13 protein-coding genes are annotated in these 16,623 nt (G+C 62.5%); 5 read left to right on the top strand and 8 right to left on the bottom strand.

Features of this window, described 5'->3' with window-relative positions; translation table 11 throughout:
* Positions 1–15: 15 nt before the first annotated feature.
* Genes EQG66_RS12735 through EQG66_RS12725 form a run of 3 tightly spaced genes read right to left on the bottom strand, consistent with a single transcriptional unit; the run spans position 16 to position 4,386 of the window.
* On the bottom strand, positions 16–1,353 hold the full coding sequence (locus tag EQG66_RS12735) for a nucleotide sugar dehydrogenase (protein WP_129404975.1): 1,338 nt from the start codon (positions 1,351–1,353) through the stop codon (positions 16–18).
* A gap of 16 nt (positions 1,354–1,369) precedes the next feature.
* Positions 1,370–2,881, bottom strand: coding sequence for an oligosaccharide flippase family protein (locus EQG66_RS12730; RefSeq protein WP_129404974.1), 1,512 nt, complete (start codon positions 2,879–2,881; stop codon positions 1,370–1,372).
* A complete protein-coding gene (locus tag EQG66_RS12725; protein WP_164975681.1) occupies positions 2,878–4,386 on the bottom strand; it encodes a glycosyltransferase family 39 protein in 1,509 nt (502 codons plus the stop codon). The genes EQG66_RS12730 and EQG66_RS12725 overlap by 4 nt, the downstream gene beginning before the upstream one ends.
* Positions 4,387–4,601: 215 nt before the next feature.
* On the opposite strand from EQG66_RS12725, the gene EQG66_RS12720 reads away from it, so the two are divergent.
* The 5 genes from EQG66_RS12720 (at position 4,602) to EQG66_RS12700 (ending at position 11,917) form a co-directional block, all read left to right on the top strand.
* On the top strand, positions 4,602–6,068 hold the full coding sequence (locus tag EQG66_RS12720; protein WP_220428668.1) for a hypothetical protein: 1,467 nt from the start codon (positions 4,602–4,604) through the stop codon (positions 6,066–6,068).
* Positions 6,065–6,613 carry a PepSY domain-containing protein gene (locus EQG66_RS12715; protein ID WP_164975680.1) on the top strand — a complete coding sequence of 183 codons (549 nt, stop codon included), beginning with the start codon at positions 6,065–6,067 and terminating at the stop codon, positions 6,611–6,613. Before EQG66_RS12720 ends, EQG66_RS12715 begins: the two co-directional genes overlap by 4 nt.
* A gap of 219 nt (positions 6,614–6,832) precedes the next feature.
* A complete protein-coding gene (locus tag EQG66_RS12710) occupies positions 6,833–9,280 on the top strand; it encodes an NAD-dependent epimerase/dehydratase family protein (RefSeq protein WP_164975679.1) in 2,448 nt (815 codons plus the stop codon).
* 8 nt (positions 9,281–9,288) lie between these two features.
* Positions 9,289–10,317, top strand: coding sequence for a glycosyltransferase family 2 protein (locus EQG66_RS12705; RefSeq protein ID WP_129404969.1), 1,029 nt, complete (start codon positions 9,289–9,291; stop codon positions 10,315–10,317).
* A gap of 178 nt (positions 10,318–10,495) precedes the next feature.
* Positions 10,496–11,917 carry a glycoside hydrolase family 30 beta sandwich domain-containing protein gene (locus EQG66_RS12700; protein WP_164975678.1) on the top strand — a complete coding sequence of 474 codons (1,422 nt, stop codon included), beginning with the start codon at positions 10,496–10,498 and terminating at the stop codon, positions 11,915–11,917.
* A 3-nt stretch (positions 11,918–11,920) separates the two neighbouring features.
* Here the strand turns inward: EQG66_RS12700 and EQG66_RS12695 are convergent, their stop codons facing one another.
* Genes EQG66_RS12695 through EQG66_RS12675 form a run of 5 tightly spaced genes read right to left on the bottom strand, consistent with a single transcriptional unit; the run spans position 11,921 to position 16,592 of the window.
* The gene (locus EQG66_RS12695; protein WP_164975677.1) at positions 11,921–13,153 is read right to left on the bottom strand and encodes an acyl-CoA reductase; all 1,233 of its coding nucleotides are present in this window, start codon (positions 13,151–13,153) and stop codon (positions 11,921–11,923) included.
* Positions 13,150–14,241 carry a LuxE/PaaK family acyltransferase gene (locus tag EQG66_RS12690; protein WP_129404966.1) on the bottom strand — a complete coding sequence of 364 codons (1,092 nt, stop codon included), beginning with the start codon at positions 14,239–14,241 and terminating at the stop codon, positions 13,150–13,152. The genes EQG66_RS12695 and EQG66_RS12690 overlap by 4 nt, the downstream gene beginning before the upstream one ends.
* Positions 14,238–15,635: an AMP-binding protein gene (locus EQG66_RS12685; protein WP_129404965.1), complete on the bottom strand. Its 1,398-nt coding sequence runs from the start codon at positions 15,633–15,635 to the stop codon at positions 14,238–14,240. Before EQG66_RS12685 ends, EQG66_RS12690 begins: the two co-directional genes overlap by 4 nt.
* The gene (locus EQG66_RS12680) at positions 15,632–16,378 is read right to left on the bottom strand and encodes an SDR family NAD(P)-dependent oxidoreductase (RefSeq protein WP_220428667.1); all 747 of its coding nucleotides are present in this window, start codon (positions 16,376–16,378) and stop codon (positions 15,632–15,634) included. Before EQG66_RS12680 ends, EQG66_RS12685 begins: the two co-directional genes overlap by 4 nt.
* Positions 16,362–16,592: an acyl carrier protein gene (locus tag EQG66_RS12675; protein WP_129404964.1), complete on the bottom strand. Its 231-nt coding sequence runs from the start codon at positions 16,590–16,592 to the stop codon at positions 16,362–16,364. The genes EQG66_RS12680 and EQG66_RS12675 overlap by 17 nt, the downstream gene beginning before the upstream one ends.
* Positions 16,593–16,623: the final 31 nt, after the last annotated feature.

Genomic DNA, 16,623 nt, shown 5'->3' with positions numbered 1-16,623 from the left:
CTTCCACCACCTGCGCTACGCCTTCACTGCCTGCGCCGCGTTGATGCCCCGCTTGGCGAGCGCGTTGCGCGTGTCGACGATCAGCTTCGCATGGTCCGCCACCAGCGCATAATCGACCGCGGCATGGTCCGTCGAGATCAGCACCGCATCATAGCCCGCGAGGCTCGCCGGATCGAGCGGAGCGGACTCCCGGCCCGCAAGCTCGGCATGTTCGCGCGTCATTGGCACGACCGGAATATGCGGATCATGGAACTCGACATGCGCGCCCTGCGCCTCGATAAGGTCGATCAGCGTGAGCGACGGGCTTTCGCGCAGATCGTCCACGTCAGATTTATAGGCGAGGCCAAGGATCAGCACCTTCGCGCCCTTCAAACCCTTGCCCGATTGCGCATTGAGCGCACGCGCCAGCTCGCCCACCACATAGCGCGGCATGGCGGTGTTGATCTGCCCGGCCAGCTCGATGAAGCGGCTCTCGATGCCGAATTCCCGCGCCTTCCAGGTGAGGTAGAACGGATCGATCGGAATGCAGTGGCCGCCGAGGCCGGGGCCGGGGTAAAAGGCCTGATAGCCGAACGGCTTGGTCGCGGCGGCGGCGATCACCTCCCACACGTCGATACCCATTTCGGCGTACACCAGCTTCAGCTCGTTCACGAGCGCGATGTTGACGGCGCGGAAGATGTTCTCGGTGAGCTTCGCCGCTTCGGCCACCGCCGCGCTGTTGACCGGCACCACCTTCGCTACCGTCTTGCCATAGAACGTCTCGGCGAGCTTGCGCGATTGCGGGTCGTCCGCGCCGACCAGCTTGGGGATGGTCTTGGTGTTGAAGCTCTGGTTGCCGGGGTCCTCGCGCTCCGGCGAGAAGCCGAGGAAGAATGTTTCGCCCAAGATGCCGCCGGCCCCCTCCAGCACCGGCTGCACCACCTCGCGCGTGGTGCCGGGCCATGTGGTCGATTCGAGCACGACGAGCTGGCCGGGGCGCAGAGTCTTGGCGATCATCTCCGCCGTGTTGACGACATAGGAGAGGTCGGGGTCGCGGTTCCGCGTCAGCGGCGTGGGCACGCAGATGGCGAGCGCGTCCGGTTCTCCGAGGCGGACGAAATCCGCTGTCGCCTCAAACTTGCCAGCGGCCAGCGCTTCGCGCATCTCGGTCGGGTCCATATAGGAGATCACCTGCTCGCCCGCGTTGATCGCGTCGACGCGGCCCTGGCTGATGTCAAAGCCGATCACCGTGTATCCGGCCTTCACCCCTGCGAGCGCCAGCGGCAGCCCGACATAGCCGAGGCCGATGATGCCGATGGTGGCGGTGCCGTCCTCAAGGCGGGTGAGGGTTTGCTCGTAGTGGGCAGAGGGCATGGAGGCTCCGTTCTGTTCAGTTCTGTGCGCCGTCGGGCGCGGGTTGATGGGGGTGAGGGGTGGGGTCGGGGCTGCGCGGCGCGTCGCCCTTGATGAGCTGGCGCACCTCGGCAATCAGGTGATGGTCGAAGGCAAAGGCGGCGGCGAGGAACAGGCCCATGCCGATGGCGGTCGCTGTCATGGGATCGAGCGTCAGCTGGCGCGCGCCCAACAGGATCATCGCGGCGGCGATCATCGCGGGCAGGGCGGGCAAAAACGGCACGTCATGGCCGCGCTTGTGCGTATAATATTGCGATACGGCCCAGACCACTGCGCAGGCGATGCTCATCGCCGCCGCCGCGCCGGTCGCGCCGAAACCGAGCGGGCCGATCAGCAGATAAGCCATTGGAATCGCAGCGCAAACACCCGCGATCTGCGAGACGAGCATGTCGTTGCCCCGCTTCGCCGCAATCAATATCCACCGCGCATGCCCAGACAGCAGCGTCAGCGGAAAAGTCCATATCAACATGGAAAAAGGCATGGACGCCCGCTCGAATCCCGCGCCGAACAGCAGCCGCAACAGCGGCTCCGCCATCAGCGCCAGCGCCAGCGCCAATCCGATCCCGCCCCACGCGCATGCCCGCACCGACATGCGGGTAAGGCTCGCCAGCGCGGCAGGCTCTCCCTGCACCCTGCGCGAAATGACGGGGTAGAGGTTGAAGTGATAGAGCCAGCTGAACGTGACGAGCGAGACGCCGAGCCTGTGCGCTGCGCCGAAATAGGCCGTGTCGGTCATCCCCGCCATCGCCGCGAGGATCAGCAGCGGCGCATATTGAAACAGCGCCCAGCATATCGCCCCCAGCCCGATCGCCGCGCCCTCGCGCAGCAGGTCGGCAAGCTTGTGCAGCGCGAACCGCAGCCGCAGCGGCGCGACCTTCCGGTGCTGCACACTCATGAGATAGCCGGTCGCCAGTAGCACGGACAGTATCTCGGCAAATCCCACCCACACCACGTCTGCATCGCCCCGCACCAGCAGCACACAGCCCAGCATGAACGAGATCACCCGCACGCACTGCGCCAGCACCACCTGCGTCATCATCCCTTTGGCCTGAAACAACCAGTCCTGCTTCCACGGCGGTATGAACAGGCTCAGCGCCACAAGGCACGTCAGTTTGAGGGCGTTGGCGTCGTCGGTATAGAGCCAGGTGAACACCACCATCGCCGGAGCGATGACGAGCGCGAGGCAGAGTTGTGCGGCCGGGATCAGCGCCACCAGCTCCTCGGCGCTCTGGTGCCCCTGCGTCAGCCGCCTTACGCCGACCGAGCCTAGGCCGCCGTCGATCGCCAGCGTGGCCAGCGTCGCCAGCCCCATCGCATATTCCACCGCGCCATATTCTTCAGGCAGCAGGCGCCGGGCGAGGATAGCGAATGCCAAAAAGGCGACGCCTTTGGTGCCGATCTGCCCGATCCACAGCATACCTAGATCCCGCGCCAGCTTGAGGCGGGGGTGCATCATTGCGCGGCCGATGAGGACGAAGCTGCGCGTCATGGCTTGGCCGCGCCCTTGTCGATCAGAGTCCAGACCTCGCCATCGCCCAGCGTGCCCTTGAAGGTGTCCATGTCGGTATAGTGGGCGGAAAGCTCTGCCTTCACGTCAGGTCGGGCATTGAGCGTCTGGTTGGGGAACGCGATCACAACCCAGGTGTGTCCCTTGGTGCGCTCGCGCAATTTTTTTAGCTCCGCGCCCGTCTCCACCACAGTAAACTCAGGCGCATAATAGTGCTTATAGGCATAGCCCGCGAGGCCGATGGCGGCGATGCTGTCTCCCGGCTTGGCATAATCGCGCAGGAAATCCCGCGCGCCGGTAAAATCCTGCTTGGGATGGAGATAATTCGGCACCAGCAACCCGACTGAGACCAGCAGCATCAGCATAACGCCCACCCGCGCGATCCATGGTGCATCGAAAACCGGCTTGCCCTCCCAGCGGACTATCGGCGCGAGGATGCGGCTCCAGACATAGACCCCCTCGACAATGGCCATGAAGATGAAACCGAGATCGACGAAGAAGTAACGCGGCCAGATGCGCACGCCGACGAAATGCAGCAGCAGCATCGCCAGCGGCACATGGACGACATAGATCGCAACCAGCACAGGGCTGCGGCGATAGAGGTCGATAACGCCCGCCACCAGCACCAGCACCGCGCCAAGGATTATGATCGGCACCAGCGCGCCCGCCGACGAGATGGAGCGCCCTATCTCCTGCACCGCGCGCATCGGGTTACGCCACTCGGCCAGCGCCGCGCCGCCGGGAGCCGCCGAGGCCTCAGACACCTCGTTGATGGTGGCAAGAGCCTGCTGGATCACCGGGGCATAGAGCGCCAGCGTGACCACGATACTGAGACCGATGCCGAAAATCGGCCCCCAACTTAGCACGGCAGGGCGCGCACTCGCATCGCGCTTCATCAGCGCCCGGCCCGCCAGCCACAGATACACTACGCCATGCGCGACGAAGAAAAATCCCGCCGACATATGCATATACATCGCTGCGGCAACGAGCAGGCCATAGCTCGTCCATATCCGCCAGCCGGGCTGCTCCAGCCCCTTCACAAAGGCCAGCGTTGCCGCCGAGCAGAAGAACAATAGCCCGGTATACCCCCGCGCGTTTTGAGAGAACCAGACATGATGATAGGATAGCGCCAGCAACAGGGCGACGATAAGCGCGCCCGGCACGCCCATCATCCGCCGTGCGATGCGCCACTGCACGAAGATGCTGCCCACCCCGAACAGGATGGCGGGCAGCCGCAGCGCCAACGGGCTTTCCCCCATGATGCCAACCGAAAGCTGGGCCAGCAGGCTGTAAAGCATATGATTGTTGAGCGAATCGAAGACGCCAATCAACTGCGTTGTCGGCAGACGCACATAATTCACCACCGTGAAAATCTCGTCATACCAGAGGGAGGCGTCTGCTTTGAACAGTCTGAGCGCGAGCGCGAGCGCGAGGACAAACGCAAGCACGCGCCATTCCTGCCCCGTGACCGTCTGCCTTTCGTCCATGCCCCTGCCCATATGGAGGCCGCTCCCTGCGTCTGGTTGCGCTGCAACATCTATCGTTGTGCGGCGTCTTATGGCAATCGCGTAAAGGATGTTTTGTTAAAAGGCGCTAAAATCTGAGATAATTTCTCTCGTACGCAAAGAATTACCGTATAAAAGCGGCTGATGCAGCTTTTCCGGGGGGAACGAGGCAGGTGATGTCGGGTGCAGATCAGTCTATGCTGAAAGTTTCGATTAATCGAATATATCTGTTGCGCAGCGCCCTGTTCGCGCTGCTCCTGCTATGGCCGCTGCTGCTCTTTGGTCGCCCGGCTTATATGGATGACAGCGCAGCCTATCAAAATGGCGGTGAGCAGGCTGTAAGCTTTATGCTGCGCAAATTGCATATGGCAGCGCCTGAAGCCCGAAAGATGCCCGCTGCATTGGGTGCAGGCAAAGAGGCTCGCCCTGTTGCCGCCCCCGCGGCTGAGGGCGGCAAGGATACCAAGGTCGCACGGTCTATCCCGTACAGCGTGCTTGGATATGTGCTGGGCGGGCCGGGCATGACGATGGCATGGCTGGCGGTGTTTCAGGCAGCCACTACCGCGCTGGCGCTCGTGGCACTGTTTGAGGGGGTGGCCGGGCCGGGCTGGCGCCCCTTTGTCCTTATGGCGGGGCTGTGCGGCTTTGCCAGCCCGCTGGCGCCCATTATCACCTTCATCATGCCGGATTGTTATGCCCCGGTAATGATCGGGGTAATGGCAATATTGCCGTTTTTCTGGGCGCGATTCAGCGGAGCGATGCGGTTGCTGTTGCTTGGCATCGCCACCTTGGGCGTATCTCTCCACACCAGCCATCCCCCGATTGCTCTTGGCACCGCTCTCGCAATCACCCCGCTACTCGTCTTGCTGCGTCGCTGGGGGCCAACAAAGCTGGGGCAGACGTTGACGATCCTGTGGACGCCTGCACTGCTTGGCGTTGCACTGGTCATGCTCTCCGGCTTGATCGGCTTCGGCAAGGCCAGCATCTCCCCCAAACATTATCCACTGGCGCTGGCGCGCGCAGTGGATAACGGCCCGGCACGCTGGTATCTGGAGGAAGAGTGCAAAAATCCCCGACGCTATGCAATCTGTGAGGTATACGGCACACGTATCCCGCTAACGGTGCAGGAGATGCTGTGGAGCAAAGACAGTCTCATTGTCCGCGCCACACCGAGGCAACTCGACAGGGTGAGAGCCGAAGAGCGCACGATAATCATAGAGACGACCAAGCGATACCCGCTTCAGCAGCTCTATCTTGTGGCGCATGACGTGCCGGAGCAACTCATCGTCTTCCGGCTGAATTATTTTCGCTATGATAGCGAGATCGTTCGCAATGCCGCTGGCGATATCATTCTGCGTACACCGCCTGGAGAGGCGCGGCAATCTGCGCTCTATGCTGGCCTGGAGGCTGTGAATGATGCTATGGTGGCGTTGGGCTTACTCGCGTTGCTCTGGATGTGGCGGGGCATGAGCAGCGCGCAGCGGTCTGTAATCGTCATCATGTTGACTGGTTTGCTGGCCAATGCAGCTGTCTGCGCAATTTTTTCAGGCGTGGCGCCGCGGTATCAGGCACGGGTGGTATGGCTGATTCCATGGCTGGCACTGGCGATAGGATGGGCGCGGTATCGCGCGAGCCATATTACAGAGCAGGGAGTGATCAGATGAATTTTTGGCGCCGCTGGCACCGCTGGCTTGGTGTAGTTGCTGGCGTGTTGCTGGTCCTGATGGCGGGAACGGGAGTACTGCTCCAGATTGATGAAGTGGGCGGCTTCAGCGAAAAGGCGCGCCAGGCGGCGGCGGCTCGTCGTGGCCCTGTGCCGCCCCTCGATATGGTGGGACTTTCCGCGCGGGTGGAGTTGCTTTCCGGCGGGCGGGCGGTTGAGATGTTGAGATTGGAGTCGCGCAAAGGAGCGCCTATCGCAGTTGTCCAATTTGCCGGAGCTGAGCGCCCGGTCCAAATCGATCTTGAAACGGGCGCGCAAAAGCCGGGCAGCGATGCGCCTAAACCGGGCGGCAGCACGATTGAGAAGATACGCCTTCTGGTACTGATGCTCCATACCCTCGGCATCGCGGGCATGGCAGGGCATGTGGTGGGCGGCGTTGCCGGTGTGTTGATGGCAGTGCTGGGCGGAACCGGCTTATGGATATGGTGGATTATGCGCCGCGAGCGAGTGAGACGGGGCACTCGTGCAACATGGTTCTGGAAATGACAGTATAGGCGACGGCACTCTGTCGGACCCATGGTTGCCAATCATGATAAACGAACTTGCTTCGTATTTGATTTGCCCGATAGTTCAGCAATATGAAGTGATTCTCCATTTCGTCTGAATTAGCAGCGTTAGCACAAGCGTTAACCTTTCAGCGATAGGGAGGGGCGAGCGGATTGATTGCCGTTTGGACGACAAGTCAGGGTTTACAGGGGTGAAAGCGTGAAGATCATTGTCGCGGGCGGCGCGGGATTTATCGGTTCGCATCTGTGCGACCGGCTGGTCGCCGAAGGGCATCAGGTTTGGTGCATCGACAATCTGCAAACCGGCGCGCTCTCCAATTTGGCAGAGCTTTCGACGCATCCCAATTTTCACTTTCTCCAGAGTGACATTCGTGATCCGCTGCCGGATCTGGATTGCGACCAGTTTTATAACCTCGCCTGCCCTGCGGCGCCGATCCACTATCAGGCGGACCCGATTGGTACGCTGCGCACCTGCGTGGTCGGAACGCTTAACGCGCTGGAATTCTGCCAGAAGAAGGGCGCGCGCCTGCTTCAGGCTTCCACCAGCGAGGTTTATGGCGATCCCACAGTTCACCCGCAGCCGGAAAAATATGTCGGCGCGGTAAGCTGCACCGGCCCGCGCGCCTGCTATGATGAAGGCAAGCGCGCTGCCGAGACCGCCTGCTTCGATTTCAACCGGCAATATAATGTCGAAATCCGCGTTGCGCGCATCTTCAACACCTATGGCCCCCGCATGAGCGTAGGCGATGGCCGTGTCGTGCCCAATTTCGTGACGCAGGCGATGACCGGCAAGGGCTTGACCGTTTATGGCTCCGGCTCGCAGACTCGCTCTTTCTGTTATGTCGATGACACGGTCGATGGCCTGATACGCCTGATGAACTCTGAAGGCTCCGTGGTCGGGCCGGTCAATATCGGCAATGACGAAGAATTTTCGGTGCGTGAGCTGGCCGAGATCGTCACGACGATGACCAATTCCAAATCGCCGGTGGTGTATAAAGATCTGCCGCAGGACGATCCGCATATCCGCAGGCCAGATATCAGCCGTGCGCGCGAGCTTCTAAGCTGGGCGCCGACACTGAAGCTGCGCGAGGGGCTGGGCCCCACCATCGCATGGTATCAGACGCGCCTTGCGGCAACCTCCAAGGTTCGGACCAAGGATAGCGCCGATGGTCGCCAGACACTCGCTATCATCGGCGGTGGGCCTGCCGGTCTGTCTGCTGCTTACTGGATGCAGAAGCACAGCAACCTGCATCATGTCATTGTGGTGGAAGAAAGCGACAAGGTTGGCGGCATTTCCCGCACAGAGAGCTACAAGAATTTCCGCTTTGACATTGGCGGCCACCGCTTTGTCACGCGTGTAGGCAGGGTGGAAGCTCTGTGGAACGAGGTCATGCCGGAGCCGTTCCTGCGCCGTACGCGTCAAACCAGAATCTTCTTCCGCGGCAAATATTTCGACTATCCGTTGCGCCTGTTCAATGCGCTCAAGAACATGGGCATCTATGAGTCCGCGCTGATTCTCGCCAGCTATGCCAAATGGAACTTCATGCCGCATAAGGAAGAGGAGAATTTCCAGCAGTGGATCACCAACCGCTTTGGCGGCCGTCTGTTCTGGTATTTCTTCCGCCCTTACACACAGAAGGTATGGGGCAAGCAGTTCAAGGCGATCCGCGCCGACTGGGCGATCCAGCGCATCCGCAATATGTCGCTGCGCAAGGCCGTTGTGCGGGCGCTCTCCGGTTCGCACGAAACGAGCAACATCGTCGAGAGCTTTGATTATCCGCGCCTTGGCCCCGGCATGATGTGGGAGGCCTTCCGCGACAAGATCGAGGAAAAGGGCGGCGAGATCTGGATGAATTCGGCTGCCATGCGCGTCCATCGCGAAGGCAATATGGTGACAGCGATTGAAGTCGAGTCGGTTCAGGATGGCGAGACGGTGACGACCCGGCTGGAGGCGGATCACTTCATTTCGTCCATGCCTATTTCCACGATGATACTGGGGATGGTGCCACCCGCCCCGCCTGCGATTCAGGCTGCGGCGAAGCGGCTGCGCTATCGGGCATTCATGGTTGTGGCGCTGATTGTCGACGGTCCTGACCCATTCCCGGACAACTGGATCTATATTCACGACCCTGAGGTGAAGGCTGCCCGCATCCAGAATTTCCGGTCCTGGTCCGAGGATATGGTGCCAGAAGCCGGCAAATCGAGCATCGGAATGGAGTATTTCTGCGAAGAAGGCGACGAAATGTGGAGTGCGGACGACGCAGACCTCATCAAGCTCGCCGCCAAGGAAATAGAGATGCTGGGGCTGGCGAAGGCGGCCTCTGTCAAGGACGGTGCGGTCATCCGCCAGCACAAGGCCTACCCGGTTTACGACGACGAATATCGCGAGGCGCTCAATATGATTCGCGGCTGGCTGTCGGACATGAGCAATCTTCAGGTTGTCGGCCGCAACGGCATGCACAGCTATAACAACATGGATCATTCGGTCCTCACGGCAACGCTGGCGGTGGATAATATCCTCGGCGCATCGCATGATCTGTGGGCAGTCGATGTCGATCAGGAGCATAATGAGGATGTCGAGGCGTCTGCGGAGATCGCCGATGCTGCCGATGCCCCTGCCACACCGCCGATCCGCGAAGTGGCCTGATCTGCGCCATGTCTGCCGCGCCGCGCCCGACCGTTGCCGTCATCATCCCTGCCTATAATGCGGTAGCGACCCTGCCCGGCTGCCTTGACGCGATCAACGCGATGGGCTGGAAGCCGGACGAGCTGATCCTGTTCAGCGACGGCTCTACCGACGCGACCGACGACATGGCCCGCGCGGCTGGCGCCACTGTCATTCGCAACGATGGCAAGCCCAAGGGGCCGGGGCATGGCCGCAACGAGGCCGCCAAGGCTGCCAAGTCAGACCTGCTGTTGTTCGTGGATGCCGATGTGGTGATCTCGCACAATGCGCTGGAGCAGCTGGTGACGGATATGCAGGCCCACGGCGCGAAGGCGGCCTTTGGTTCCTATGACGATGCGCCATGGTCTCAGCGGGTGACGAGCCTTTACGCCAATTTGCGCCACCATTTCGTGCATCAGCGCGGCAAGCGCGAGGCCAAGACCTTCTGGTCCGGTCTCGGCCTCATTGACCGCAAAGTCTTTCTCGATGCGGGCGGTTTTGATGTGGTGATGTTCAAGCATCCTAGCATCGAGGATATCGAGCTGGGTGCGCGCGTGGTCGCCGCCGGGCATCGTATCCGCCTTGTGCCCGAAGCCTTGTGCAAGCACTGGAAAGACTGGAGCCTCTGGCGCGTCTGGCACACCGATGTCGTGCGCCGCGCGCTGCCGTGGGCGCGGCTGATCGTCGATGGCAAGACCGGCGAGGCCGATCTCAACATCAGCCATATCGAGCGGCTGAAGTCGTTGTTGGCGTTGCTGGTGGTTGCGGGCCTTCTGGCCACGGGGCTGGCGGCGCTGGTTATGCCGCCTCTGACGCAACCCATAGCCATCGGATGCGGATTGATCGCGTTGCTCTATATCTGGCTGAACCGCGCATTTTTCGGCTTTCTCGCCAAGCGCCTCGGCTTTGTCCGGTCATTGGGCGCGATGGCGATGCACTTCTGCTATCATATCTACGCGCCGCTCGCCTATGTGCTGGTGGTAGTGCAGACCCGTCTCGGTTTGCGGCGCGCGCAATAGCCCGCCACGATTCGCCGCTCTGCTTTTGACGCGGGGCCAAGATAGGGCTAGAAAGCCCATGATGGGCTGGGGTATATCACGTTTTTCCGCTTTGGCAGCAGCAGTGCTCGCACTATGCAGCTGCAATGCGCGTAAACCCGCCAGCGTGACATTGGTTCCCACAGAATCGTTTCAGACGATGGACGCGTGGGAAGCCAACGCGAAAATGTGGGAATTCAACCGGCGCGCAAACCGCTTTGATGATAGCTGGATGCCCGCGCGCGACCGGATTCTCACTGAGATGATCGTGGAAGGCGGCATTAATCGCCTGCGGCTGGAACTGCGGAGTGGGGCGGAAAATCCGGTCGATTACTGGTCGCAATTCCGCAACGGGGCCCTCTCCTACAGCGATTTCAAGAAGCACGCCTACGAGAAGATCAACGACAACGCCGACCCCAAAGTGCTGAACCCCAAGGGCTTCCAGTTCTCCGAGCTGGATTTCCGGGTGGAGAATTTCGTCCTGCCATCGATACGGATCGCCAAAGGGCTGGGGCGCCCGATGCGATTTTCATTGAGCTATGTCGATTCGAAATGGAGCGACCGGCAGGGCAAGCTCTCGCATGCCACCAACCCGGAGGAATATGCCGAGCTGATCGCCGCTGCTTATATACATCTCAAGCAGAAATATGGTCTGACGCCGGATGCGCTGGAGATCGTGCTGGAGCCTGACAACACCGAGGAATGGGTGGGGCGGCGTATCGGCTCCGCGATCATCGCTGTGTCGCGTAGGCTGGAAGAACAGGGCGTCACCCCGCGCATCATCGCGCCTTCAACCACCGTGGCGCGCCGCGCGCCACGCTATATGGAGGAAATTGCGAGCATTCCCGGCGCGGCGGAGAAGGTGTCGGTGCTGGCTTACCACCGCTATGGCATCCAGCCGACCGAACAGGCTTACAGCCGCATCCGTGAAAGCGCCGCCGGCATCAAGGCGCAGACGGCGATGCTCGAATTCGCGCGCGCAGACGCCAACATCCTGTTCGAGGATCTGACACAGGCGAACATCAGCAGTTTTCAGAAGCATGACATCGCCACGCCTGATCTTGGCCGAGTGGCGACAGCTCCGGGCAATATGCTGCGGGTGACGGAGCCGGGCAAGGCCGATGCGGAAGTGGAGCTGCTGCCCGAAGCGACGGCGCTTGCGTCAGTGTTCCGCGTGGTGGACCCCGGCGCAGTGCGCATCGGCAGCAAGAGCGACCAGACATGGCTTAACTCGGTCGCTTTTCGTAACCCTGATGGGCGGCTGGTGCTGGCCGTAAAGGCCGATCTTGGCCCGGTGATGAAGCTGCTGGACAAGGTGCATCGCCGCCTCAACACGCCTATGCCGGAGCCACGGGGCGGGGAGTGGGTGACGCTGCGCATGGGCCGGGCGGGCCATTATCATCTCCAGCGGTCCAACGGGTTGGCGGGTCGCATTTTGCGTTGCGAGGTGATCATCGCGACGGCGGGGGGCGGGGGACGGGTTCTGTTGCGGGGCGGCGATGTCGCCACGTTGACCGAACAGCCCAAGGCCTCTTCCACGCACTATCCTGCCTGTCCACGCGATGCGGCAGGCTGGGAATAGCCCCTATTCGATAACGACCAGCCGCGTCATCTGGGCGAGCAGGTCGACTCCGTCCCACAGGCTGTCGAAATTGAGCGCGTGGCCGGGCTTTACGATGCGGGCGATGCCGCGCGGCTGATGCTGGCCAAGGAAGCCCGCCCAATCCTCGCGCGCGATGCCGAAGCTGGTGACGGTCTGCCAGTTTTCCGCGATGTGGGGCAGCAGATCTGCCAGCCCCCCTATGCGGTAATCCTCGAAAAACCCGGCCGAGGCCAAAGGCGCGCCGCCGAGCCTGCTCAGGGGCGGGCGGATGACGCGCACATGATTGTCCGCCGATCCGCCGACAACTTCAGCGCCGACTTCGATCGCTGCGGTCTGTTCGGCGAGCAGCTTGGCCACTGCATCGGCCCCTTCCAGCGGGAAATTTGCCGCCAGCGCCGCGCCGCGCACCTCGGCCCAGAAGCTGGCGCTCGCCGCGTTCGTGGCCTCTTCATCCCCGCGCCAGATCACCGCGCGGGGCGACGAACATGCCGCCTGCCCGAACCACAGCGAGTCGTTGACGAAGTCCTTCGCCACCGCCGCCTTGTCGTCGGCGGCGAGCCACGCGGCGGCGTCGAACACCGAGACGGAATATTTGTTGGGAAAGACAAGCTCTGTGCCAGCGGGCGCGAGCGGGCTTTGGCGGATGGTCGAAACGGTGGCGTCTCCACCCCACACCACGCGGATGTGGCAGCGGGCGCACAGCGCGTCCGTCACCGTGCGATCATGCGCATAGCGGATGATCGCGATGCGCGCCCGCACGCTGTCCTCCGTTTCCTCCAGCGCGCCGGAGAGGACGCGCATCAGCGCATCGGCCTGATCACCCCCGCGCGAGGAGACGCGGATGACGTTGACATTACCCGCGAGCAGCGAAAGCAGCAGCGAATAGACGAAGATCGTATCGACGTTGGACGGCGCGACATGAAAGGCGAGGCCACGCGCCAGGCGCACCGCCTCCGGATAGGCCTCGGCAAAGCGGGTGTTGAGCCGCTTGATGCTCGCCGCCCGCGCCCAGAAGCCCAGCGCCACCAGCTCCGGATATTGCCTCACAGCGGGATCACGCAGCAGGCGTCGGCTAAAGCTCTCCATGAAGCTCAGCGCATCGGGCGCGAAGGGCGGGGCGGGGGTGCGCGCGAACAGCTCGGCAAGACTTGTGCCCTGCGGCAGGACAACGGAAACCGCATCGAGCGGGTTGGCAGTAACGGCCTCGTGGCTCATGCGGCGGCGCCCTGCGGAACCGGCTGGGCAAAGGTGTCGCTGCATCCGCGCACCTCGGCCTTGGGCAGGCGGCCCAGCACCTCGAACGTCTTGCCCATGCGCCCGCATGGGCAATCATCCTCACCCAGCAGGCGGCCGCGATCCTCGGTCAACAGCGAATGGCCGGGGTAGCTGCGCGGCAGGACGGACAGCACCTGGATTACGCCCGCCTCGCCGATCGCACATTCGCGCCAGTCCTGCGGATCGCGGATGATGATGTCGGCAAACAGGGGCGCGTGCAGCCTGCCTGCCTCACACTCCATGAACACGGAGCCGGTCTGCTCGACCATGCCGTAGAAATTATGGACGCGGGAAAAGCCTGCGATATCCTTCGCCACGCCCTTGAAAATGTCGTTCGAGACCTTCTCGGCCTCCAGCTTCTTCCACCCGCCGCTGTGGATCAGGATCGCGTCGGCGAACGGCAGCTTGCGCCCCGCTGCTTTCAGTTGCTGGAGGAAATGCTGCCACACCATAAACGTGAAGCCGAAGGCGAAGATCGGCGAATCGGGATATTTCTGCGCGAAATATTCTATCGACTCCCAGTCCAGCTCCATCGTTTCATCTTTCAGCGCAAAGCGATGGTCGCGCCCAAAGGTCATCAGGCCCAAGATCCCTGCGCCGCGCGCGCTGAAGGTGCGGCGGTCTTTAACCACGCTGGGGTGGTCTATGATCAGCATCGGCAGGCGCTTTGGCCCTATGAACGAGGTGACGATGCGGGTGAGGGCACGCGTCTGGAGCTGCGCGGTCTCGGCATCGAGGAAGATGCGTGAGGGCGCCTGCCCGGTCGTGCCGGAGGAGGTCATCGTCTTGAAGATCTGTTCCTGCGGCACGGAGGAGAGGCTGTGCATCTTGAACATGCTGACCGGCAGGAACGGCGCGACCGAGCCACCGGGCAGCGCATCCGGCGGATAGGCGGAGAGGATGCTGTGATAGGGCGCGCAGGCGGCGTCATGATGGCGGGTAAGTTCACCGAGTTCGCGGCTGAGCAGCGCCGCCTTCTCCGCCTTCGCGAGGCCATAAACCGGTTGCTCGAAAAACTCCTCGATCATGCGGCGCTCCCGGCAGTGGCGGGTTGCCCGGCAGCCTCCCACGCCTCGCTGAGCGCGGTGGCCGTGACCTTGCCGGTGGCGGAGCGCGTGATGCCGGGGCAGCAGCGCACCTCTATGCCGCGCGGGGGGAGGGAGAACAGCTCTACCACCTGTTCGCGCACGCTTTGCGCGTCCGCCTCTCCCTCGATCAGGATGCGCAAACTATCGTCCGTGCCGAAGGCGACGGCGCTATGGCCGAGGTCCGCCAACCTGCGGTCGATTTCCTCAAGGTTGACGCGCAGGCCGTATATCTTGAGCATCCGCGCCGCGCGCCCGGTGATGCGCAGCAGGCCGTCTTCGCCGCGCTTGGCGAGATCTCCGGTCTTGAGCACGCCGCCGAGATCATCCCCGCGCGCAAGGTCTTCTGCCGCCAGCGCATAGCCCATCATCACCGATGGCCCGCGCACGACCATCTCGCCTTCTTCGCCCTCGGCCACGGGCGCGCCGCTATCGTCGAGCAGGTCGATGGTCACGCCATCTATCGGCACGCCAATCGCTTCGGGCGCAGTGGCGGCCTGTTCCGGCGGCAGATAGGCGATGCGTGGCCCGGCCTCGGTCTGGCCATACATGACGAAGAACTGGCGGCCCGTGCGCCCTGCCCAGTCCGCGAAGAAGGCGATGATCCTGGGATCGAGCCTGCCGCCCGCCTGCGTCAGCGTCTTGAGGCTGGGGATATCCAGCCCTTTCTCGCCCAGGCGGCGGATCGCCATATAGTGAAACGGCACGCCCGCGATCGAGGTCGCCTCATGGCTGCGCAGCTCTTCCCAATAGCCCGGCTCCATCACGCTTTTTTGCGTGAGGCAGATGCTGGCGCCCGCCATCAGGTGCGAGTTGATGATCGACATGCCGTAGGAATAGCTCATCGGCAGGTGGAGCAGCGGGCGCTCGGTTTCGCTCAACCCCAGATACGCGGCGATGGCCTGCGCGTTGGCTACCACGCCGCTGGTCTTGAGGCGCACCAGCTTGGGCGAGCCGGTGCTGCCCGATGTGGTGAGCAGCAGGCCGAGGTCGGAATGGAGCGCGCCCGGCGCATCGGTGGAAACGGTGCGCTCACCGCTTGCGGGATCGAGGATCACATCCGGGCGATACAGCTCCGCCAGTCCATCGAGCAGCGGCTGGGCCAGTGAGCTTTCGAGCAGCAGCGGCACATGCCCGTCTGCCAGCAGGGACATATAGGCGGCGACGGAGGGGATAGTGAGCGAGCAGCGCAGCATCACGAGCGCGCGGTCGCGCGGCAGTGGGCCAACGATTTCCCGCCCCAGCGCCAGCGCCTCCGCATAAGTGAGGGTGCGGTCCGGCTCGCGCAGGCAGGGGCGGCTGGCGTGGATCGAAAAGGCGTCAGCGAAGCCTGTCAAATAACCAGGCCTCCGTCGACGCCAACCACCTGGCCCGTAACATAGCCCGCCATATCAGAGGCGAGGAAGGTGATAAGCTTTGCCACATCTTCCGCCGTGCCGGGCCGGCCCATGCCGATGGAGCCGAGCAGCTTCTCGCGCTTGTCGGCGGGGAGATCGGCGATCATGTCGGTATCGATCACGCCGGGAGCGACCGCGTTGACGCGGATCTGCCGTGCGGCCAACTCCTTGGCCAGAGAGAGCGTGGCGCCGATCACGCCTGCCTTGCTCGCCCCATAGACAGCCTGCCCGGTGTTGCCGAACCGGCCGATATAGGACGCGACGTTGACGATGCTGCCGCCGCCCGCCCGCGCCATCAGCCGCGCGCCATATTGTGCGCACAGCAGCACGCCGCGCAGGTTGGTGCGCCAGATGTCGTCCATCAGCTCGACCGAGGCCATCTCGATCACTGCGTCACGCAAGATCCCAGCGTTGTTCACGAGGATGTCCAGCTTTTTGCATTCTTTCTGGATGGTAACGAACCCCTCGCGCACGGCGGCGGGATCGGTCACATCGAAATAGACGGCGCGCGCGCCATTGCCGATCTCGGCGCAGGTCTGCTCCAGCGAACCTACCGTGCGAGCGTTCAGCCACACGGTCGCGCCCGCTTCCGCCAGCATCTTTGCCGTGGCGAGGCCGATGCCGCGCCCCGCGCCGGTAACGAGCGCGATGCGCCCTTCGAGTGCGTCAGGCCGCAGCATCATATTTGCTTAGGATTTCCCGAATTTTCGCGACCGAAGACATGCCGACGATGTCGTCCGTCTCCAGCATGATGCCGTAGGCGTCTTCCAGCTCCGTCACCAGCGCCATGTGGGCAACCGAATCCCATTCGGGAATGGAGTTGTATTTCAGCTCCTCGGTGATCTTTTCCGCCGGTAACATCAACGATTTGGCGACGATTTCAACAAGCTTATCCATTCTGGTCTCCGGTTGTGCGCTTTTCTATGCG

This window comes from Sphingobium fluviale (genome assembly GCF_004122115.1).
In the GTDB taxonomy this organism is placed as follows: domain Bacteria; phylum Pseudomonadota; class Alphaproteobacteria; order Sphingomonadales; family Sphingomonadaceae; genus Sphingobium; species Sphingobium fluviale.
Note: the sequence above shows the minus strand (reverse complement) of the source record. Positions and strands in the feature narration are given on the sequence as shown.